The sequence below is a fragment of the Aurantimonas aggregata genome (assembly GCF_010500835.1).
Lineage (GTDB): Bacteria > Pseudomonadota > Alphaproteobacteria > Rhizobiales > Rhizobiaceae > Aurantimonas > Aurantimonas aggregata.
This window is the reverse complement of the sequence record NZ_JAAAMJ010000005.1, coordinates 97,094-117,989: the sequence shown is the minus strand read 5'-3', so window position 1 is coordinate 117,989 and position 20,896 is coordinate 97,094. Positions and strand designations below refer to the sequence as shown.

The window sequence follows — 20,896 nt, the reverse complement described above, 5'->3', positions numbered from 1 at the left end:
GCGATGGCCGACACCGACCCGCAACCGCGTTCCGTCAAGCAGGCCAACAAGCGCGGCGCGGCGCGTCTCGCCGCCGTGCAGGCGCTCTACCAGATGGATGTCGGCGGCACCGGTCTCCTGGAGACGGTCACCGAATACGAAAGCTATCGCCTCGGCCAGGAAATCGATGGCGAGACCTATCGTGATGCCGATGCCGCCTGGTTCCGAGATGTCGTCTCGGGCGTCGTCCGCGCCCAGACGAGCATCGACCCGCTGATCCACGCGTCGCTGCCGACCGACTGGCCGCTGTCGCGTCTCGACACGACGCTGCGGGCGATCCTGCGGGCCGGCTGCTACGAACTTTCCGCCCGCAAGGACGTGCCGGTAGCGGTGATCGTTTCGGAATATGTCGACGTCGCCAAGGCCTTCTACAACGACGAGGAGCCCAAGCTCGTCAACGCCGTTCTCGATCGCATCGCTCGGTCCGAGCGGGGCGAGGGCAAGGGACGCGACTGATGACGGGCATTGCGCGGGGCGTCGCGGAAAATGCGGCCCGGCGCAATGCCCTGGTGCTGGCAACGGCGCAGGCGGTCGTCGGTTCGGCCGGGCCGATCGCCATCTCCATCGGCGGCCTCGCCGGCTTCTGGCTCCTTGCGGCCGACAAGTCCTTCGCGACGCTGCCGGTCACCGGCTACAATCTCGGCGTCGCGCTGGGCGCCATTCCTGCCGCCGCCCTGATGCGCGCGATCGGACGCCGGCACGGCTTCGTGGCCGGGTCCCTGATAACGGCCACCGGTGCGCTCTGCGCCGCGTTGGCGCTTTTCCAGCAAAGCTTCTGGCTGTTCGCCCTGGCGCTGGTGATGGTCGGAACCGGCGGCTCCTTCACCCAGCAATACCGTTTTGCGGCAGCCGACGGTGCGCCGCGCACCTATCAGCCGCGTGCCATCGCGATCGTGCTCGCCGGCGGCATCTTCGCCGCGGTGATCGGCCCGCAGGCCGTCCGTTTCACCGACGGGCTGTTCTTCCCGGTGGAGTTTGCCGGCGCCTTCTTCGCGCTGGCGGTGCTCGGGCTGATCGGGGCCGCGGTGCTCAGCTTCCTGCGGGTGCCTCCCGTATCGAGCGAGAACCATGTCGACGATGCGATCCCGCCGCGCCCTTTGGCGGCAATCGTCCGGCAGCCGCGCTTCCTCGTCGGGCTGCTCTGCGGCGTCGGCACCTATGCGACGATGAGCTTCGTGATGACCGGCGCGCCGCTGGCGATGGTCGGCTGCGGCCTGTCGCGCGACGTCAGCGTACTAGGCATCCAGTGGCACGTGCTCGCCATGTTCGGCCCGAGCTTCTTCACCGGCCGCCTGATCGCCCGCTTCGGCAAGACCCGGATCGTCGCCACCGGCATGCTGCTGCTCGCCGCCAGCGCTGCTGTCTCGCTGGCGGGGCTGGCGATCTGGAATTTCTGGCTCGGCCTCGTGCTCCTCGGCCTCGGCTGGAACTTCGGCTTCATCGGCGCGACCGCGATGGTCGCCGAGACCTACCGCCCTTCGGAGCGCAACAAGACGCAGGGCCTGCATGACATGGTGCTGTTCGGTTGCGTCGCCGCCGCTTCGTTGCTGTCGGGCCGGATCTACGTCGCGGCAGGCTGGGAGACGATGAACTTTGTGGTCTTCCCGGTCGTCGCGACCTGCCTGGCCGCCCTCGCGCTGCAGGCGATACGCGGCCGGCGGGTTGCCGCCGAGGGTTGAATCCCGCGCCACCTATCTGACTGCTTGACGGCATTCGGCCTTCCTATAGCCTCACTCTGTCCGGGGGCGGGGGGAGCCTACCGCGGGCAGGCAGAACAGGGTATGCGCCAGCGCTCCGCGCCAGGTGCACAGGTGAGGGGACAGCATGCCAACAATTCTCATTGTCGTGGCCGTTTGCGGCCTGCTGGCGATCGCCTACGCGATATGGGCGACCAGCTCCGTTCTCTCCGCAGATCAGGGCAACGCCCGGATGCGCGAGATCGCCGCCGCCATTCGCGAGGGCGCGCAGGCGTATCTGGCGCGCCAGTACACCACCATCGCCATCGTCGGCGCCGTGGTTTTCGCGCTCACCTGGTTCCTGCTATCGCTCTATGCCGCCACGGGCTTTGCCATCGGCGCCATCCTCTCGGGCCTCGCCGGCTTCATCGGCATGAACGTTTCGGTGCGCGCCAACGTCCGGACTGCCCAGGCGGCATCCCGGTCGCTGGCGCTGGGCCTTGGCATCGCCTTCAAGTCGGGAGCGATCACCGGCATGCTGGTGGCCGGCCTCGCGCTGCTCGGTGTCACCGTCTATTTCTACGTGCTCACCGTCCAGTTCGGCTTCGCCGCCTCCGACCGCACCGTCATCGACGCGCTCGTCTCGCTCGGCTTCGGCGCGTCGCTGATCTCGATCTTCGCCCGGCTCGGCGGCGGCATCTTCACCAAGGGCGCCGATGTCGGCGGCGATCTCGTCGGCAAGGTCGAGGCGGGCATTCCCGAGGACGACCCGCGCAACCCGGCGACCATTGCCGACAATGTCGGCGATAATGTCGGCGACTGCGCCGGCATGGCGGCCGACCTGTTCGAGACCTACGCGGTGACCGTGGTGGCGACGATGGTGCTGGGGGCGATCTTCTTCGCCGGCACGGACATCATCGAGAGCGCCATGGTCTATCCGCTGGCGATCTGCGGCGCCTGCATCGTCACCTCCATCGTCGGGACGTTCTTCGTGCGCCTCGGCGCCAACGGCTCGATCATGGGCGCCCTCTACAAGGGCCTGTGGGCGACAACGCTGCTGTCGATCGTCGGACTGGCCATCGCCACCTGGGCGACGATCGGCTTCGGCGACATCGGCCAGTCGGCCGCAGGCCTGACGATCAACGGGCTCAACCTGTTCATCTGCGGCATCATCGGCCTCGTGGTGACGGGTCTTATCGTCTGGATCACCGAGTTCTACACGGGCATCGGTTTCCGGCCTGTCCGCTCGATCAGCCAAGCCTCGGTGACCGGCCACGGCACCAACGTCATCCAGGGCCTCGCCGTATCGCTGGAATCAACCGCGCTGCCGACCATCGTCATCGTCGGCGGCATCATCTCCACCTTCCAGCTCGCCGGCCTCTACGGGACCGCCATCGCGGTGACGGCGATGCTGGGCATTGCCGGCATGATCATCGCCCTCGACGCCTTCGGGCCGGTGACCGATAATGCCGGCGGCATCGCCGAGATGGCGGGCCTGCCCGCCGACGTGCGCCGCTCGACCGATGCGCTCGATGCGGTCGGCAACACCACCAAGGCGGTGACCAAAGGCTATGCGATCGGATCCGCGGGCCTCGGCGCGCTGGTCCTCTTCGCCGCCTATAACTATGACCTTCAATACTTCGTGGCACAGGCACAGGCCGGCAATGGCTACGAATATTTCCGCGACGTGCAGCCCGACTTCGCCCTCAGCAATCCGTATGTCGTCGTCGGCCTGCTGCTCGGCGGGCTCATCCCGTTCCTGTTCGGCGGCATGGCGATGACCGCCGTCGGCCGGGCCGCGGGCGCCATCGTCGAGGAAGTACGCAAGCAGTTCCGCGAGGATCCGGGCATCATGGCCGGCACGTCGAAGCCGAACTACGCAAGGGCGGTCGACCTTCTGACCAAGGCGGCGATCAAGGAGATGATCGTTCCCTCGCTGCTGCCGGTCCTGGCGCCGATCGTGGTCTATTTTGCCGTGCTGCTGGTCGCCGACAAGAGCCAGGCCTTCTCAGCGGTCGGCGCCATGCTGCTGGGCGTCATCGTCACCGGTCTGTTCGTCGCCATCTCGATGACCTCGGGCGGCGGCGCCTGGGACAACGCCAAGAAGTCCTTCGAGGACGGCTTCGTCGATTCGGCTGGCGTGCGGCACATGAAGGGCTCGGAGGCGCACAAGGCCTCGGTGACCGGCGACACGGTCGGCGATCCCTACAAGGATACCGCGGGTCCCGCCGTGAACCCGGCGATCAAGATCACCAACATCGTCGCGCTGCTGCTGCTGGCGGTGCTCGCGCACTCCTGAGCGCGAATTCCGCCCAAGAAAAAAGGCCCTGCGATGATTTCGCAGGGCCTTTTTTGGCTGTCCTGAAAGACGCGTTACTGCGACGGAAGGCGCGGGCCGGGCGCGCCGCTGGTCGTGTCGGTGAGGATTTGGCCGAGGAACGAGGCGTCGCGGCCGCCGGTCGGCGTCGTGCGCGAGATGAAGTCGAAGAGCTGGCCGTTCTGCAGGCCGTAATTGGCGATATTGGCGACGCGGCCCTCGCCGTCGAAATAGACGGCGAGCACGCGCTGGTCCACCAGTTGCGGCTCCATGAACGCGACCGGCCGGACCCGCTTTTGCGAGATGTAGTAGAAGACCTCGTTATCGAAGGTGGCGGTGGTCGAGGGCGAGCCGAGCGCCAGCAGCACCTGCTCGCGGCTGGAGCCGACCGGCACCAGCTCGAGCGACCGCTCGTCGACGATGTAACCCTGGTTCAGCACCTCGGCCGTCGTGCAGGCCCCGAGGACAAGCAGGACCGAGAAGGCGGCGGAAGCAAGGAGCGGTCGTTTCAGGCGGACGGTACTGTTCACGCGGATCATACTCCCTGGGCCACCGATCTGAGCTGCCTATGGCTTGGCGGCTTATCTGAGGCACTGCCGAAATACCCCCGGCAGATCCCGATATCGCCGGCAAAAGCTGCGGCGGAGCCTAGGTAAAGCACCTTTGGCGGCGTTGCAATCGACGCAAGCCTGTGGCACCGCCTGCCGCAGAGACGAGGCATTCCATCATGTTCCAACGATTGCGAGCCGGCCGCCGAAATCGCGAGATCATCGACGCGATCTACGTCGATCTCGTCGAACGCGCGCGTCAGCCGCATCTCTATGAAGATGCAGGCATTCCGGACACCGTCATGGGCCGTTTCGAGGCGCTGTCGATCCACGTCTTCCTGTTCCTCCGCCGCTGCCGCGAAGACAAAGCGCTTCGCCCGGTGGCGCAGGACGTGGTCGATCGCTTCATCGCCGACGTCGACCGCTCGATCCGCGAACTCGGCGTTGGCGACCAGTCGGTGCCCAAGCGCATGCGCAAGCTGGCGGGAATCTTCTACGAGCGGGTCAAGGCCTACGATCCGGCCATGGACGCCGAGCCGGGGAGCGGCCGTCTCGCCGAGGCGCTTCGGCCCCGCGCCGTCGCACCTGACGCCGGGGAGGGTGCGCCACAGCGACTTGCCGCCTACATGAGGGAGACCGGCAACTGTCTCGAGGCAGTGCCGGCGGCGGCGATTCTTGCCGGACGACTGGAGATGAGGGAAGCGACATGAACCGCGCAGACAACGACGACGGGGTGGCCCTTCGCTACGAGATCTCGGCGGTCAAGCTGCCCCGCGACGGCATGGCGGTCCGCTTCGAGGCGGATGAGCGGGAACGTGCAGCGCTCGCGCGGCAGCTGGGTATCGTCGCGGTCGGGTCCCTCAAGGTCGACCTGCGCGCGACGCCGTGGCGCCGCGACGGGGTGCGCGTCGAGGGCTCGATCGTCGCCCGGGTGCAGCAGGAAAGCGTCGTCAGCCTCGAGCCGCTCGACCGGGCGATCGACGAGGCCTTCAGGGCCGTTTTCGTGCCGGAGGGCTCGAAGCTCGCCCGCATCGCGGCACCCAGCGAGCACGAGTTGCACATCGACCCCGAGGGCGACGATCCGCCGGAAGTCTTCCAGGGCGATCGCATCGATCTCGGTCCCTATATCGCCGAGGCTCTGGTGTTGGCACTCGATCCCTATCCTCGCGCCGAGGGTGAAGCCTTCGACGAAGTCGACACCGATCCGGATCCTGATGCGGGCCGACGCTCCGCCTTCGGCGCGCTTTCCTCGCTCGTCGCGCCCGACGACAAGGGCAACAAATGACCGACGATCGGCGGTTGCCGTTCCCGCGCAAACGGATATCTTCGCGCCGCGCCGCGTTGCGGCAGCGCGGGAAAGCGAGAATCATTTGACTGCAAGCACCGGCATCACGATCTCGATCGACGCCATGGGCGGCGATCACGGGCCGGCGGTGGTTCTGGCGGGAGCCGCGATCGCGCTCAAGCGGCACCCGGATACCCGCTTCGTACTGTTCGGCGAAAGCGATGTGGTCCAGCCTGTTCTGGATGCGCATCCGGAACTCGCGGCGGCCTCCGTCTTCCATCACTGCGATATCTCCATCCGCATGGACGAAAAGCCCTCGCAGGCGCTGCGCCAGGGCCGGTACAAATCGTCGATGTGGCGCGCCATCGACGCGGTGAAGACCGGCGAGGCGGACGTCGCCGTCTCGGCCGGCAACACCGGCGCGCTGATGGCGATGGCGAAGTTCTGCCTGCGCACCATGGCGAATATCGAGCGCCCGGCAATCGCCGCGATCTGGCCGACGCTGAAGGGCGAGAGCATCGTCCTCGACGTCGGCGCGACCATCGGCGCCGACGCGCAGCAGCTGATCGACTTCTCGATGATGGGCGGCGCCATGGCGCGGGCGCTCTTCGGTCTCGAGCGCCCGACCGTCGGGCTGCTCAATATCGGCGTCGAGGAGGTCAAGGGCCAGGACGATATCCGCGAGGCGGGCCGGCTGCTCAAGGAAATGCCGATCCCGGGCATCGACTATCGCGGCTTCGTCGAAGGCAACGATCTTGGCCAGGGCATCGTCGACGTGGTGGTGACGGAAGGCTTCGTCGGCAACATCGCGCTGAAGACAGCCGAGGGGACCGCCCGCCAGATCGCCGCCTATCTGAAGGCGGCGATGTCGCGGACATGGCTGGCGAAGGCGGGCTACCTCCTGGCCAGGAGCGCGTTCGATCGGCTGCGGGACAAGATGGACCCGAGCAAGGTGAATGGCGGCGTGTTCCTCGGCCTCAACGGCATCGTCATCAAGAGCCATGGCGGCGCTAGCCCGGAAGGCATCGCCGCCGCTATCGACCTCGCCCACGCCATGGCGCGCAACGGGCTGCGGGAGAAGATCGAGGCCGATCTCGACCGCTTCCATCGCCTGTCAGGCGAAACGACAGATATCGCGGAAAGCATGCAATGACGTCACGACTGATGTCCGTGGTGCGCGGGACCGGATCCTGCCTGCCTGAGCGGATCATGTGGAACCAGGATTTCGAGGGCATCGTCGAGACCTCCGACGAGTGGATCCGCCAGCGCACAGGGATCGCGTCGCGCCACATCGCCGGGGAGGGCGAAACCACCGTCTCGCTGGCCGATACAGCCTCCCGCCGGGCCCTCGACGCGGCCGGCCTGACGCCTGACGATATCGACCTGATCGTGCTCGCGACCGCGACGCCAAACAACACCTTTCCGGCCTCAGCCGTGCAACTGCAGGCGCAACTCGGGATCGCCCACGGTTTCGCCTTCGACATCCAGGCTGTGTGCAGTGGCTTCGTCTATGCCCTGACGACGGCGGACCTCTACCTGAAGAGTGGCATGGCCCGGCGCGCGCTGATCGTCGGCGCCGAGACCTTCTCGCGCATTCTCGACTGGCAGGACCGCTCCACCTGCGTGCTGTTCGGCGACGGCGCGGGCGCCGTCGTGCTCGAAGCGGTCGAGGCGGGCGATACGGAAGAACCGCGCGGCGTCCTCGTCTCGCGGCTGCGGTCCGACGGAGCGCACCAGTCCAAGCTGTATGTCGATGGCGGGCCTTCCACCACCGGCACGGTCGGCAAGCTGCGGATGGAAGGGCGCGAGGTCTTCAAGCACGCCGTCGGCATGATCACCGACGTCATCGAGGAGTCCTTTACAGCTGCGGGGATCGGACCCGACGATGTCGACTGGTTCGTGCCTCACCAGGCCAACCGGCGCATCATCGACGCTTCCGCCAAGAAGCTCGGCATCGCCGCGGAGAAGGTGATCATCACGGTCGAGGGCCACGGAAACACGTCCGCCGCCTCGATCCCGCTCGCGCTCGACGTGGCGGTGCGCGATGGCCGCATCAAGAGCGGCGATCTGGTCCTGCTCGAAGCGATGGGCGGCGGTTTCACCTGGGGCGCCGTTCTGGTCCGCTGGTGAATATCGTATCTTGATTCGACTGTCGTTTCGTCAGACTATCTCGTGACTTACGGCGATGACGGCACAACGTTGAGCTCCGGGGACGTCCGGGCAATCAGGGGGAAACGCATGGGAGAAAGAACTCTCACCAGAGCAGATCTTGCAGAGGCGGTATTTCGCAGGATCGGCCTGTCCCGGACCGAATCGGCTCAGCTCGTCGAAATGGTGCTGGAGGAGATGTGTACGACCATCGCAGCCGGCGAGTCGGTGAAGATATCGTCCTTCGGATCCTTCCTCGTCCGCGACAAGAACGAGCGCGTCGGGCGCAATCCGAAGACCGGTGAGGAAGTGCCGATCTCGCCCCGCCGGGTCGCGGTGTTCAAGCCGTCCAACGTCCTCAAGGATCGTATCCTGGAAGCGCACGGCGAGCGGCGCGACGATCTTGAAGTCCTGAAGGCCGCGGAATAGCGCGTGCAGCCACGGACGCACCGCCGATGACCGACAAGAGCGTCGACGCCTTCCGCACGATCAGCGAGGTCGCGGACGATCTCGACCTGCCGCAGCACGTGCTGCGGTTCTGGGAGACGCGTTTTCCGCAGATCAAGCCCATGAAGCGCGGCGGCGGCCGTCGCTATTATCGCCCTGACGATGTCGAGCTGCTGCGGGGGATCCGCTACCTGCTCTACGTCAAGGGCTTCACCATCAAGGGCGTCCAGCGGATATTGAAGGAGAATGGCCACCGCTTCGTCGTGGCCATCGGCTCTGGCGATACCGGCGCGATCGAGCAGATCCAGGCGGGGCGCAGCGCGGCGCCCGCACCAACTGACGCGGCACCCGGCGAGGTGCACCTCGACGACATCGACATCATCGCGGCGGAGCCTCGGCAGATGGCGGCAGTGGACCCGGGCGTCGAGGCGGAGCGCAAGCCGTCGAAGTCCTTCGCGGGGCTGCTGCGGCGCGACCCGGCCGCCCAGGCACCATCGTCGGGGCTGACCCGCGAGGCGGCAAAGGCGCTCGACGACGTCGTCATCCAGTTGCTGGAGTGCAAGCGCCTGCTCGACCAGGTTCGCTAGGCATCAGTTCCGCCTCCGGTCCAAGGCTCCGGCAGAAGCCATTCAGCCGGCGACGACGTTGCCCCGCCGCATCGGGTGCGTCGTGTTGCGGGTTCGTAGGATCTCTTCCCAGCGCAGCGCATGCGCCACGATCGTCTCCAGGTCGTCGAAACGGGGCGACCAGCCGAGTTCGCGGCGGGCGAGGTCGGCGTTGGCGACGATCGCCACCGGATCGCCTGGCCGGCGTTCTTCGCGCCTGACCTCGAAGTCATGGCCGGCGACGCGCTTCACCGCATTAATCACCTCGAGCACCGAATAGCCCCTCCCGTAGCCGCAATTGGCCACGAGGTTGCCGCCGCCGGCACGCAGGCGCCGAAGCGCGAGGTAATGGGCGTCGACCAGGTCGCTGACATGGATGTAGTCGCGGATGCAGGTGCCGTCCGGGGTCGGATAATCGGTGCCGAAGACCGAGAGGTGATCCCGCTTGCCCGTCGCGGCCTCCGCCGCGACCTTGACCAGATGTGTCGCGCTCTCGGTCGATTGGCCGCTGCGGCCCTCGGGGTCGGCCCCGGCGACGTTGAAATAGCGCAGCGCCGCATAGCGCAGGTCGTGGGCCGCCGCCGTGTCGCGCAGCATCATCTCGGTCATCAGCTTCGACGTGCCGTAGGGCGATTCCGGCGCGAGCGCGGCACCTTCCCGGACCGGGATTTCCGACGGACTGCCGTATACCGCCGCGGTCGATGAGAAGATGAAATTCGAAACGCCGGACCGCACCGCGCTCTCGATGAGGCTACGGGACGCGACCGTGTTGTTGCGATAATAGGCGAGGGGGTCGAGGACCGATTCCGGCACGATGATCGAACCCGCGAAATGGATGACGGCATCCACGCCGTGCTCGCGCATCGCCCTCTCGATCCGGTCCTGATCGGCAATGTCGGCAACGACCAGCTCGGCCTCCGCCGGCACGGCCCATTCGAAGCCCGTGCTCAACCGATCGACCACGACCACCTTCTCGCCCGCCTCGACGAGTTTCCACGCCATGTGGCTGCCGATATAGCCGGCGCCGCCGGTGACCATGACCGCCATTCGTGATTCCTAAACTCGTACCGTTGTCGCTGGATGGGCAAGCGACATGCCTACCATAGCCCTGAGGCCGGTCGCCGCGAAGCCGGTCCCGGAGCACGACGTTCGCACGTCAGATCCCGACGCGATCAGCCGATTTCGGCGCCGGCTTGCTTCAGGCCCCACGCCAGCAGCCGCGCCGCTTCGGCCTCGGTGCCGGCCTCGACATAGCAGCGCAGTTCGGGCGCATTGCCGGAGGCGCGGTAATGGATGGAACTGCCGTCGGCAAGGAGCGTCCGGACGCCGTCGATCGTGTCGATGCCGGCCACCGTTCCGACCGGCGCGAAATACTCGTGTCGGAAGTTTTCGTCGCCGGACAGGCGCGTCAGGAATGCCGCGCTGCGCTCGCCGGGGACATTGGCCAGCCTGTGGGCCGCAGCATGGCCGGCGTCGAGTTCGCTTACCAGTTCGCTCAGCTTCTTGCCGCGCTCGCGTGCCTCGGCGAGCACGGCGATCATGGGCAGCACCGCGTCCCGCGTCGGCAACGCAGTCAAGGTCACGCCCTCGAGCACCACGTCCGAATAGAGCAGGAACCCGCCATTCGCCTCGAAGCCGGCGATCCGCTCGGCGCCGTCCGCCGCAGCGGCCGCCATGCCGGCGATGACGAAGGGCGAGCCGACCCGGGTACGCACGACGCGGTCGGCGATGCCGGCCCTTTCGATCGACGCGCTCGAGGTGACCGGGGTGACGATCATCGTGAGATCGAGGTGCCTGGCGGTCAGCAGCCCGATCAGGTCACCCCTGAGCAGGGTGCCGCGCTCGTCGGCGATCAGCGGGCGGTCGCCGTCGCCATCGGTGGAGACGATCGCGTCGAAGCCGTCCTCGCTCGTCCATTCCGCGATGCTGGCGACGTCCTCGGGCCGATGGGCCTCGGTGTCGACGGGAATGAAGCGGTCGGAGCGGGCCAGCGCCGTCGGCTGCGCCCCGAGCCGCTTGAGCAATCGCATCAGCAGGTCGCGGGCGACGGAGCTGTGCTGGTAGACGCCGATCCGCAACCCGCCCAGGGCGTCGGGCAGGAAGCAATCGAGATAGCGCTGCTCGTATTCGTCGAGCGCCGTCGCGTCCTCGGGGACGGCCAACGCCTGCGAATTCCGCTCGGTGTCGCCAATTGCCGCGAAGGCCGCCAGGATCCCCGCTTCGTCCGCCTTGGTGATCTCACCGTCGCGGCCGTAGAACTTCAAGCCGTTGCGATCGTCCGGAATATGGCTGCCGGTGACCATGATGGCCGGACAGGCCTCCCGCAGCGATCGGAACGCCAGGGCCGGGGTGGGCAGGGCGCCGCAATCGATGGCCTCGAAGCCGGCGACCGCCGCGGCTGCGGCGCAGTCGCCGAGAATCTCCGGGCTGCTGCCCCTGAGATCGCGGCCGAGATAGACGACCCGCCGGGCCCCGCTCTCGTCCGACGACGCTACATGGCGCAGGAACGCCAGGGCATAGGCGAAGCTCGGCCCGCCGACGAGATCCGAGACCAGCCCGCGCAATCCACTGGTGCCAAATTTCAGCGCTTCCATGGCTCGTCTCCCCGTTGGCCTGCAATATCCGCGGCAAAGTGACGGCGTTGGCGCCCTCGCTGCCGCCGGCCCCTGACACGAAAGGTCGTTACCGGGTCTGCCGCCTGCCCGGAAGAGGAAAATGCCGGAAACCCGTAGATGCCCCATGCATCGTCGGAAGGCTCTTGCGTCCGAACCCCGTTTTCTCTAGGGCTTTTGGCAGTCGGAGCGTAGCGCAGCCTGGTAGCGCACTTGGATGGGGTCCAAGGGGTCGGAGGTTCGAATCCTCTCGCTCCGACCACTCTCGAATATCGTCGATGGCGCCGCGTGGGACTGGGTCTGCCCGACTCGCGATGGCATGGCCATTCGCTGGCAGCCGGGCATCCACGGATGACTACCGTACGAATCTGCGTCGCCTGCAAGACCGACAAAACCGAATCGCCCTCAATCGTCTGGCCTTACGCGGTGCGACGCCTGCCGTTAGCGTGCCCGATCCAACGGCAACGCTGATTGCGCCGCTCCTCGGCGACTCCGACGTGCAGACCCTGGTGGATCGGCTCGGGACCGTCTGCCATAGTTGAGCCTGCCGTACGGACGGGATGCCACGGCGGCGGTCCTGTGCCACGAGGGCAGTGCCGACGCCGCCGGAGAGTGTGAGAGGAAACTGGTGACAAGATCTTCGATCGATCCGGCGGTGATGGTGGAGGCCGTCCGCGCCGGCATGGCGGCGATCGTCGCGCAAGCGGCGGCGGCTGGCGAGGTGGCTTACAAGTCCGACCGTTCTCCGGTGACCGAAGCCGATGAAGCCGCCGAGCGGGCGATTATTGCCGTCATCGAGGCAGCTTCCGACGTCCCGATCGTGGCCGAGGAGCGGTTTGCCGCTGGCCATATCCCTGAGGTCGGCCGCCGCTTCCTGCTGATCGATCCGCTCGACGGCACCAAGAGCTTCATTGCCGGCACGCCGGACTACACGGTCAATGTCGCGCTGATCGAGGCCGGCATCCCGGTCTTCGGCTGCGTCGGGATCCCCGCGACCGGCGTGGTCTTCCATGGTGGAATCGGGTCTCCCCCGGTCGTGGAACGTGACGATGCGGTTCACCCGCTTGCCGCCCGGGCGGCGCTGTCGGCGCTCGACGTCGTCGCCAGCCGCAGCCACCTGACACCGCGGACGGAAAGCTATCTTTCCCGTGTCGTGGTGGGGGAGCGGCAGTCCATCGGCTCGTCGCTGAAATTCTGCCTGCTGGCCGAAGGCAGGGCCGATCTCTACCCGCGCTTCGGGCGCACGATGCAATGGGACACGGCGGCAGGCGACGCGATCCTGCGGGCTGCCGGTGGGCTCACCGTTCGCGTCGACGGCATGCCGCTCGCCTACGGCCTCACGGGAAGCGACGGCGAAGACCCGTTTGCCAACCCCGATTTCATCGCCGTCGGCGATCGCTCCCTGCTGCGCCGCGCCGGCATTCTGCCCGGGCCGGATCAGTAGGCGGATTCGGATTTCAGCAGGCTGATCGGGGTCATGGCGAGAATGTAGAGGTCGAGCAGCAGCGACCAGTTCTCGATGTAATAGAGGTCGTGTTCGAAACGCTTCTCGAGCTTTTCGGGACTGTCGATCTCGCCGCGCCATCCCTTGATCTGGGCCCAGCCGGTGATCCCCGGCTTGACCTTGTGGCGGCCGAAATAGCCGTCGACGATCTGCACGAACGTTTCGTTGCGGCTGGATATCGCGTGTACGGCATGCGGGCGCGGCCCGACCAGCGAGAGCTCGCCCCGCAGCACGTTGAACAGCTGCGGCAGCTCGTCGATCGATGTCTTCCGGATGAAGCGGCCCACCCGGGTCACCCGCTTGTCGTCCCGAGTGACGATCTGCCGGGCGAGGGGATCCGACATCTCGTGGAAGAGCGAGCGGAACTTGTAGATCTCGACGATCTGGTTGTTGAATCCGTGGCGCTTCTGCCGGAACAGCACCGGCCCGCGCGAGTCGAGCCTGATCGCCAGCGCAGTGACCAGCATCACCGGCGAGAGGGCGACCAGCGCCAGGCTGGCCAGGATCACGTCGAACACGCGCTTGCCGACCCTGTCCCAGTCCGCCAACGGCTGGTCGAACACGTCGATGAGGGGGATGTCGCCGACGAAGGAATAGGTGCGCGGGCGGAACCGCAGCTGCGCCGAATGCGCCGACAGGCGGATGTCCAGCGGTAGCACCCACAGATGCTTGAGGAGCGAAAGGAGGCGCTGCTCGGCCGACAGCGGCAGCGTCACGATCAGCATGTCGATCCGCGCCAGCCGGGCGAATTCCACCAGTTCGCGGATGTTGCCGAGCTTGGGGTAGCCGGCGACGATCGGCGGCGAACGGGCATCGTCCCGGTCGTCGAAGATGCCGCAGATTCGGATGTCGCTGTCCTGCTGGCTCTCCAGCCCGCGGATCAGGTCTTCGGCGCCCTTGCCGCCGCCGACGACGACGGCACGCCGTTCCATGCGGCCGTTGCGGGCCCAGCGGCGGATCTTGGCGCGAAGCACGAATCGCCCGACGAACAGTGTTCCGCAGCCGGCGACAAGCCAGGTGCCGAGCCAGACGCGGGAATGGGCGCCGTCGTTGAACACGAAGAACAGGGCCGCGGTCAGCAGCGACAGGGTCCCCGCCCAGGCGACTGCGACACGCCAGAACTGCGCCAGGCTGCCCTTGAGGACGCCCAGATCGTAGCCGTCCAGGAGGCCGATCGCGATGACACCGGCGGCCGCGCCCAGCACCGAGAGGATGAGGTAGGACAGCCACAGGTGGCTGGACGAGCCGACATAGGCGATGAAGATCACCAGCCCGAGCCCCATCAGCAGCGCGAACTCGATGCCGCGCCAGACGCCCGCGAGCAGCCGCGGGGTGATGAAATTGTTCTGGTATTGAAGCGCGGCGCGCCTGGCGAAAGCGTTGAGCGCCGTCGCTTCGTCGGCGGTATCTGCACGAAATGCGCGCAGGGCTTCCCGGGTGAACGGCAGGCCATTCTCGTAATTTGCCATGACCCTGCTTCCGCCCGAAATCCAGGCCGACGCGTCACGTGTCCGGCCGATGTTACCGGTCGCGTGGGGCAGGGCCTGCTCGAGAAACACACTGGCACAGGGCGGCTAAGAATGCGTTGCCGCGCAGCGACGCATTCGAGACAGTGGCGGGTACGCGCAACCTTTCCCGCGTCAGGTGGCAGGCCGCCGGCCGCCGGCACTGCGAAGGGGGCGAACGTGCGGCTCGAACTAGAGCCAGCGTTCGCGGATGTAGAGCGTGTCGCCTGGAACGATCGGATCCGATGTCAGCACCCGTCCGGTGAGGATGCGGCCACCGACCTGCCGGGTGATGTCCACCGATTCCTGCTCGGCGCGGGGTGTGAACCCACCAGCGATGGCGACCGCCTTCTGCACGGTCATGCCGGGCACGTAGGTGTACTGCCCGCCCGTCGTCACCTCGCCCATGATGAAGAACGGTCGATACTGGTCCACCTGCACGGTGACGTTCGGATCCCGCAGATAGCCGCCGCGCAGCCTGTCGGCGATTGTTGCTTCGAGTTGCTGCGGCGTGCGGCCGCGCGCCGGCACCGATCCGACCAGCGGGAAGGCGATGTAGCCGGCCTTGTCGACGGGATAGGCATTGGTCAGGCCGGCCTGCTCGAAAACGGTAACGCGCAGCACGTCGCCGCTGTCGAGGTGATAGGGCTGGTTGAGGACGGCATGGAATGCCGGCGGGACGGGCTTGTAGGAAGCGCATCCCGGCAAGGACGCCATCATCGCGCCGATCAGCGCCAGGGTCGTCTTTCGCATCATGTCCGATCCGTCGGTTCCCGCCGTGGCAGCAGGCAGCTGAGTTCATGTTGATAGATCGTTATGGTTAACCGGCGGTAAAACGCGCAGCGGGACGGAGTGCAGTAATGCGGGGTTCCGTGATCGGCTGATCGGATGGTTGCAGTCGTCGCCGCGCCTGGCGAGGCCCACGGTTGCTGCCCTGCATGCAGCGGTGTGGTCCGACAGCGTCGGGCATTGCATTGCCGCAATCGCCTGTCACGAGGCCCGCTCCGCAGTTGCGGGCCTGCATTGCCTTGACACCGGCTTGTGATCTGCGCTTTCGAGGCGCGGAGGCAGACGCCGCCGCCCCCAGGTGAAAGTCTTGGTTTGAAGATCGCCTACTACGTCATCAATCTCGATCGTTCTCCCGACCGGCTCGCGGCCATCTCAGCCGACGCTGCCAGCAGCGGCCTGACCTTGGAGCGTGTGCCGGCGGTCGACGGCGCCGCTGCTTCTGTCGAGACGCGGCGACGGGTCCTCGACGAGGCAGGGTTCAGGCGGTTGCACGGCAAGGTTCCGATGGATGGCGAATATGGCTGCTACGCCAGCCATCTCGATGCCTTCGACAGTTTTCTGTCCGGTGACGCCGATGCCGCGGTGATCTTCGAGGACGATGTTCGCCCGACCGCTGACTTCGTGCCCGTTGTCGAGGCCATCGCGGCGGTCGACGACTGGGACCTCGTCAAGCTGATGCACCATCGCATGCCGGCGCTCCGTTCGCGTCGCAGGCTTCCCGGAGGACGAGTGTTGGGTCTCGCGTGGTTTGGTCCGACCGGCAGCTCCGCCTGCTACCTGATCAACCGCCGCGCCGCGACGATCCTGCGCGATAAGCTCGTTCCGATGCGACTGCCCTATGACGTGGCGCTGGAGCGCGGCTGGGCCCTCGGCCTGCGCATCCGGCACGTTCGCCCCGACCTCGTCACCAGCAACGCCGCCACGAAGAAAAGCCTGATCGGCGGCACGAAGATGTATGCCAGGGCAAGGCTGGCACCATGGCGGCGGATGACGACGCTGGCGTTCCGGACATCCGAGTTCTTACGTCGTGCGACCTACGCGGCACTGGCATCGGACCGTCGATGATCAAGCGATGGCTTCTGGCGCGGCGGCCCTTCGACTCGCCCTTCCTAACCCTCGGCGTGGTGCTGCTGGTACTCGGCAACCCTTTCGCCAAATGGATTTTCAGCCTGTTTGGCCTGATCGGGGTCAATCTCGGATTCGCCCGGCATCGAACATGGCGCTACGCCGACCCGGCATTCTGCGCGATCATCGTCTGCTACGTCGCATGGACGGTGCTTCTGGTCCTGGCTCGCGACGAACCGATCCTCGACAACCGCTTCCTGACCTATACCGGGATCATGCTGGGCTTCGTGTTCCTGCCGATGTCGATCAGCCTGATCCGGCAGCCGCTCGACACGCTGATCCTCGGTTCCCGGCTCGCGATTCTCGCCGTGATGGTGCTGATCCCCTTCGATCCGCTGCTGAATGACAATCGCCTCGGCCTCGGGCTCAACGAAGCGATCCTGGCTTTTTTAGTCGCCGTAGCGGGTCTGGCGGCGCGGATGGAGGCGAGGCGGCCGGAGCCCTATCTGCCGAACAGCCGGCTGTGGACCTATGTCTCGCTCGTTCCCGTGCTGCTCACCGGCACGCGCGCGGCCTGGTTCGTCTACGTTCTCGTCGCCGTCCTCGATCTCCTGTCGCTCCTGCCGCGCTGGCGTGAAATCCCGACGCGGATACGGTGGCTGGCGCTGCCGGCCGTCGCGGTGGCATTGGCGATGGCGGTCCCGGCAGCCTCCGTTGTGGAGAATCGCTGGGACGCCGGCGTGAAGGAGATCCAGCGGCTGGAAGAAACCGGCGTCGCGACCGGATCCGTCGACGTTCGCGCGGTGATGTGGGGCGGAACCCTCGCGGTCATAGCCGACAACCCCCTGACGGGCGTCGGCAGCACCAATCGCGTAGCAGCGGTCGCCGCGGCCGTTGCCGCCGACAATGCCGGCTATGTCGGCAGCTTCACCCACCTCCACAACATGTTCCTGGACGAGGCGGCATCCAATGGGCTGGTCGGCCTCGGCCTTCTTCTCGGGATTTTCGGCGTATTCCTGGTCCAGGTGACCCGGGCTGCGCCTGGCGGGCGAGTGGTGGAGACGTCCTACGCCTTCGTGTTCCTCGTCGTCACCTTCGGTTCGTTCCACGGCGTGCTGCTGAACGAATGGATGGTCCTGTCGACGTTCTCGTTCATGACGCTGGTGCTGGTGTCGATCCGGCGAGAAGCCTTCCGGCTCCGATACTCGACACGTCCCCCTGCCCATGCCGCACACCGCATGGGCTAGAGCGCGACCCGATCGCCGCGGCCGGCACCGATGAAGGTCTGAGCCAGCAGCCGAACATCTCCCGCAAAGGTTCGCGACGCCGCGTATTCGGCGTCGATCCGCGCCAGGCGCTCGGGGTCGGACATGTCGACGCTGAGCACCTGCGCCCGGCCGGTGATGCCCGGCCGCAGGGCGAAGACGCCACGCCGCTCGCGGGCGGCGATCAGTTCGGCCTGTACCGGCAGGCAGGGGCGCGGGCCGACGAGGCTCATCTCGCCCTTCAGCACGTTCCACAGTTGCGGCAGTTCGTCGAGCTTGACCCGCCGCAGCCAGCGGCCGAGCCGGGTGATGCTCGCCGCGGCTGCCTGATGCGTCGCCACGTGGGGCGTGCCCTCGGCCATCGTCCGCAGCTTGCAGCAGCGAAACGGCTTTTGCCCGCGGCCGATCCGGTCCTGCCAAAACAGGCCGGGACCCGGCGAGGTCAGGCGGATGGCGATCACCAGCACCAGGATCAGCCATCCGAGAACCAGGAGGCCGATCGCGCTGACGGTGAAATCGAAGAGACGTTTCATGCAGCCGTTCCGCCGAAGGATCGAGTTGAGGCGCCTCGCCTTCGACCGGCCCCTCGAGGCGAGCCGCCTTGCCGGCGCCCATTCGTTCCTGCTCTAGAGTCTCGACGGACGCCTGACCAGCCACACGGGGACTTCTCCATGCGCATCCTGCTCACCGGCTCGACCGGCTTCGTCGGCCGGCACCTGCATCCCTGGCTGCAGGAGCGCGGTCATGACGTGACAGCCCTGACGCGCAGCGGCGCGGCGTCGGCCAGCCCGGGCACGATCCGGGGTCCGGTGGACCTCGCGGATATCGAGGCATGGCAACACTGGCCGGACGGCATCGAGGCGATCGTGCATCTGGGGGCCCTTAACCCGGGACGCGGCGACCCCATGGCCGGCGACCTCGCCGCGATCCGCCGCGCGAATGTCGAAGGAACCGCGGCGTTGGCCCGCCGCGTCGGTCGCGAAGGGGTTGGACGGATGATCTTCGTCAGCACGGCCCATGTGCACGCCCCGCACGACGGGCCGATCCACGAGAGCGATCCGCTGGCGCCGGCCAGCGCCTATGCGACATCGAAGGCCGAAGCGGAGGCGGCGTTTTGGGACGCTCTGGCAGGTACGGGGACGCAAGGCTGCGTCCTTCGACCCGCACCGGTCTATGGCACCGGCGCCAGAGGCGGCTTCGGGGCGCTGATGGAGCTCGCACGGCGCAGGCTGCCGCTGCCGCTGGACAGGCTCGGCGCGCCGCGCAGCCTCCTCGCCATCGATCAGCTCTGCACCGCGATCACGCTCTCGTTGGAGCACCCGGCTGCGGCCGGCGAGACTTTCCTGGTTGCCGACGATGGGCCGCTTTCCCCGGCGGACATCGTGCGCGCCCTGCGCGAGGGCTGGGGACGCCGCGCGATGGTACTGCCGGCACCGGCGGGCCTGATGGCGAAGGCGGCCGGCTGGACGGGCAGGGCGGCGCGCTGGCGCGATCTTTCGACGCCCTTTGTCATCGATACGAGCCACTTGCAGCAGCGGCTTGGGTGGCAATCCGGCGCCGACACCGCTCAACGGCTGAAGCACATGGCTGCGACGGGGATTCTCTGAAAGGCGTCGGCGCCGGTCAGCGTCGCGGCGCCGTCTCCATCCATTTGATCACCAGCATGGCCGGCAGTATCCAGAGAAGGCCGGTGAACAGGAAATAGGCCAGGTGGATCCAGCCGCTCGACTCGGCGAGGTAAACGGTCGCAAAGGCCGTCGCGAGGACGGCGTAGACGACGACCAGCACGATCAGGATGATCGCGCCGAGGAATTTCTTGAGCCTGACGGGCATGGAAGGCCTTCCACTGACAATCGCGCCCGCAGCCATCTGCGGTGATGGCGCGTGCCGCCTCTCTATGGACGCCGGGGCCGCCTCTTTCCAGTGGGCCGCCTGCGACCTTCGCGCCCTTGATCCGCCGTGAGCCGCGTGCAATTCGACCGGCATGAACACACTGGCCTCTTCCACCGCCGCGCCGTCCGAGACGTCTCCGCGTGATCGTGACCGTTCGGCCATTCGCGCCTGGCTCTACACGGTCGCCCTGGTGATCTTCGCCCTGATCGTCGTCGGCGGCGCGACGCGGCTGACTGAATCGGGCCTTTCGATCACCGAATGGAAGCCGATCCACGGCGTCGTGCCGCCTCTTTCGGTGGCCGAGTGGCAGGAGGAGTTCGACCTCTACCGCCAGATCCCGCAATACCAGCAGATCAACCGGGGCATGAGTCTCGACGAGTTCAAGACCATCTACTGGTGGGAATGGGCGCATCGCTTCCTCGCCCGCGGCGTCGGCATCGTCTTCGCGGTACCGCTGGCGTTCTTCTGGCTGACCGGCCGGATCGAAACGTTCCTGAAGCCGCGGCTGCTCGGCATCCTCGCCCTCGGCGCGCTGCAGGGCGGCATCGGCTGGTGGATGGTGGCTTCTGGGCTCAGCGTCCGCACCGACGTCAGCCAGTACCGCCTCGCGATGCATCTGACGCTGGCCTGCGTCATCGTCGCGGCGATCATATGGGTGGCGCGCGGCCTCGCCCGGCCACGCTTCGAGGCGCCGCCGACACGGGGATCGTTCGGCGTCGCCGGGCTGATCCTCTTCCTGACCTTCGTCCAGATCTATCTCGGCGGCCTGGTCGCTGGGCTGAATGCCGGCCTGACCTTCAACACCTGGCCGCTGATGGACGGCGCCTGGATCCCCGGCGGGCTGCTGACGATGCAGCCGACGTGGCGCAATATCTTCGAAAACGTGATGACGGTGCAGTTCGTCCACCGCGTTGGCGCCTACACGCTGTTCGCTGTCGTGGCGGTTCACGCCGTCGCTTCGCTGGTCCTCGCGCCCGGAACGCGGCACGCAAAGGTTGCGGTGGTGCTGTTCTTCCTGGTGCTGGCGCAGGCCTCGATCGGCATCGTCACGCTGCTGCTCGCCGTGCCGATCGGCTGGGGCCTTGCGCATCAGGCCGGCGGCGTGGTCGTGCTGGCGATGGCCGTCGTCCATCTGCGCAGCCTGAAAGGCGAGTATCCGGAACGCGCCTACCTCGCGCAGTAGACAGGTTGGCGAAGC

21 protein-coding genes and 1 tRNA gene are annotated in these 20,896 nt (G+C 66.9%); 15 read left to right on the top strand and 7 right to left on the bottom strand.

What is annotated here, in order from left to right:
• Positions 1 to 3: 3 nt before the first annotated feature.
• From nusB to GTW51_RS09485, 3 genes are all read left to right on the top strand, one after another.
• Entirely contained in the window at positions 4 to 495 is a 492-nt protein-coding gene (gene nusB / locus GTW51_RS09495) for a transcription antitermination factor NusB (RefSeq protein WP_163043679.1), read from the top strand.
• The gene (locus GTW51_RS09490; RefSeq protein WP_163043678.1) at positions 495 to 1,718 is read left to right on the top strand and encodes an MFS transporter; all 1,224 of its coding nucleotides are present in this window, start codon (positions 495 to 497) and stop codon (positions 1,716 to 1,718) included. The genes nusB and GTW51_RS09490 overlap by 1 nt, the downstream gene beginning before the upstream one ends.
• Before the next feature lie 145 nt (positions 1,719 to 1,863).
• The gene (locus GTW51_RS09485) at positions 1,864 to 4,014 is read left to right on the top strand and encodes a sodium-translocating pyrophosphatase (protein ID WP_163043677.1); all 2,151 of its coding nucleotides are present in this window, start codon (positions 1,864 to 1,866) and stop codon (positions 4,012 to 4,014) included.
• Between the two features lie 74 nt (positions 4,015 to 4,088).
• On the opposite strand, the gene GTW51_RS09480 is transcribed toward GTW51_RS09485, so the two are convergent.
• Positions 4,089 to 4,571 (bottom strand): outer membrane protein assembly factor BamE, encoded by a 483-nt coding sequence (locus tag GTW51_RS09480; RefSeq protein ID WP_163043676.1) that lies wholly within the window; start codon positions 4,569 to 4,571, stop codon positions 4,089 to 4,091.
• Positions 4,572 to 4,759: 188 nt separating this feature from the next.
• On the opposite strand from GTW51_RS09480, the gene GTW51_RS09475 reads away from it, so the two are divergent.
• The 6 genes from GTW51_RS09475 (at position 4,760) to GTW51_RS09450 (ending at position 9,047) form a co-directional block, all read left to right on the top strand.
• Complete coding sequence (locus GTW51_RS09475; RefSeq protein ID WP_163043675.1) at positions 4,760 to 5,290, top strand: ubiquinol-cytochrome C chaperone family protein; 531 nt, start codon at positions 4,760 to 4,762, stop codon at positions 5,288 to 5,290.
• A complete protein-coding gene (locus GTW51_RS09470) occupies positions 5,287 to 5,865 on the top strand; it encodes a YceD family protein (RefSeq protein WP_163043674.1) in 579 nt (192 codons plus the stop codon). Before GTW51_RS09475 ends, GTW51_RS09470 begins: the two co-directional genes overlap by 4 nt.
• Positions 5,866 to 5,950: 85 nt before the next feature.
• Positions 5,951 to 7,018, top strand: coding sequence for a phosphate acyltransferase PlsX (gene plsX, locus GTW51_RS09465; protein WP_281354598.1), 1,068 nt, complete (start codon positions 5,951 to 5,953; stop codon positions 7,016 to 7,018).
• Complete coding sequence (locus GTW51_RS09460; RefSeq protein ID WP_163043672.1) at positions 7,015 to 7,995, top strand: beta-ketoacyl-ACP synthase III; 981 nt, start codon at positions 7,015 to 7,017, stop codon at positions 7,993 to 7,995. Before plsX ends, GTW51_RS09460 begins: the two co-directional genes overlap by 4 nt.
• Positions 7,996 to 8,103: 108 nt before the next feature.
• The gene (locus tag GTW51_RS09455; RefSeq protein WP_163043671.1) at positions 8,104 to 8,442 is read left to right on the top strand and encodes an integration host factor subunit alpha; all 339 of its coding nucleotides are present in this window, start codon (positions 8,104 to 8,106) and stop codon (positions 8,440 to 8,442) included.
• Between the two features lie 26 nt (positions 8,443 to 8,468).
• Positions 8,469 to 9,047 carry a MerR family transcriptional regulator gene (locus tag GTW51_RS09450; protein WP_163043670.1) on the top strand — a complete coding sequence of 193 codons (579 nt, stop codon included), beginning with the start codon at positions 8,469 to 8,471 and terminating at the stop codon, positions 9,045 to 9,047.
• 42 nt (positions 9,048 to 9,089) lie between these two features.
• Here the strand turns inward: GTW51_RS09450 and galE are convergent, their stop codons facing one another.
• A complete protein-coding gene (gene galE / locus GTW51_RS09445) occupies positions 9,090 to 10,112 on the bottom strand; it encodes a UDP-glucose 4-epimerase GalE (RefSeq protein WP_163043669.1) in 1,023 nt (340 codons plus the stop codon).
• A gap of 125 nt (positions 10,113 to 10,237) precedes the next feature.
• Positions 10,238 to 11,659 (bottom strand): phosphomannomutase, encoded by a 1,422-nt coding sequence (locus tag GTW51_RS09440; protein WP_163043668.1) that lies wholly within the window; start codon positions 11,657 to 11,659, stop codon positions 10,238 to 10,240.
• Between the two features lie 203 nt (positions 11,660 to 11,862).
• Between GTW51_RS09440 and GTW51_RS09435 the strand changes: the two genes are divergently transcribed.
• Both GTW51_RS09435 and GTW51_RS09430 read left to right on the top strand, forming a co-directional pair.
• Positions 11,863 to 11,939 (top strand) — tRNA-Pro (locus tag GTW51_RS09435).
• A gap of 366 nt (positions 11,940 to 12,305) precedes the next feature.
• A complete protein-coding gene (locus GTW51_RS09430; protein WP_163043667.1) occupies positions 12,306 to 13,121 on the top strand; it encodes an inositol monophosphatase family protein in 816 nt (271 codons plus the stop codon).
• On the opposite strand, the gene GTW51_RS09425 is transcribed toward GTW51_RS09430, so the two are convergent.
• Both GTW51_RS09425 and GTW51_RS09420 read right to left on the bottom strand, forming a co-directional pair.
• Positions 13,115 to 14,650, bottom strand: coding sequence for an undecaprenyl-phosphate glucose phosphotransferase (locus GTW51_RS09425; RefSeq protein WP_163043666.1), 1,536 nt, complete (start codon positions 14,648 to 14,650; stop codon positions 13,115 to 13,117). The two genes, GTW51_RS09430 and GTW51_RS09425, sit on opposite strands and share 7 nt — an antisense overlap.
• A gap of 228 nt (positions 14,651 to 14,878) precedes the next feature.
• A complete protein-coding gene (locus GTW51_RS09420) occupies positions 14,879 to 15,442 on the bottom strand; it encodes a polysaccharide biosynthesis/export family protein (RefSeq protein ID WP_203565994.1) in 564 nt (187 codons plus the stop codon).
• A gap of 345 nt (positions 15,443 to 15,787) precedes the next feature.
• Between GTW51_RS09420 and GTW51_RS09415 the strand changes: the two genes are divergently transcribed.
• Positions 15,788 to 16,540: a glycosyltransferase family 25 protein gene (locus GTW51_RS09415; protein ID WP_163043664.1), complete on the top strand. Its 753-nt coding sequence runs from the start codon at positions 15,788 to 15,790 to the stop codon at positions 16,538 to 16,540.
• Positions 16,537 to 17,787, top strand: a complete 1,251-nt coding sequence (locus GTW51_RS09410) for an O-antigen ligase family protein (RefSeq protein WP_163043663.1) — start codon at positions 16,537 to 16,539, stop codon at positions 17,785 to 17,787. The genes GTW51_RS09415 and GTW51_RS09410 overlap by 4 nt, the downstream gene beginning before the upstream one ends.
• Here the strand turns inward: GTW51_RS09410 and GTW51_RS09405 are convergent.
• Positions 17,784 to 18,338 (bottom strand): sugar transferase, encoded by a 555-nt coding sequence (locus GTW51_RS09405; RefSeq protein WP_163043662.1) that lies wholly within the window; start codon positions 18,336 to 18,338, stop codon positions 17,784 to 17,786. The two genes, GTW51_RS09410 and GTW51_RS09405, sit on opposite strands and share 4 nt — an antisense overlap.
• 138 nt (positions 18,339 to 18,476) lie before the next feature.
• Here GTW51_RS09405 and GTW51_RS09400 point away from each other — a divergent pair, with 138 nt between their 5' ends.
• Positions 18,477 to 19,412: an NAD-dependent epimerase/dehydratase family protein gene (locus GTW51_RS09400; RefSeq protein ID WP_163043661.1), complete on the top strand. Its 936-nt coding sequence runs from the start codon at positions 18,477 to 18,479 to the stop codon at positions 19,410 to 19,412.
• A 16-nt stretch (positions 19,413 to 19,428) separates the two neighbouring features.
• Here the strand turns inward: GTW51_RS09400 and GTW51_RS09395 are convergent, their stop codons facing one another.
• Positions 19,429 to 19,638 carry a DUF2842 domain-containing protein gene (locus tag GTW51_RS09395; protein ID WP_163043660.1) on the bottom strand — a complete coding sequence of 70 codons (210 nt, stop codon included), beginning with the start codon at positions 19,636 to 19,638 and terminating at the stop codon, positions 19,429 to 19,431.
• Positions 19,639 to 19,789: 151 nt separating this feature from the next.
• On the opposite strand from GTW51_RS09395, the gene GTW51_RS09390 reads away from it, so the two are divergent.
• A complete protein-coding gene (locus GTW51_RS09390; protein WP_163043659.1) occupies positions 19,790 to 20,881 on the top strand; it encodes a COX15/CtaA family protein in 1,092 nt (363 codons plus the stop codon).
• Positions 20,882 to 20,896: the final 15 nt, after the last annotated feature.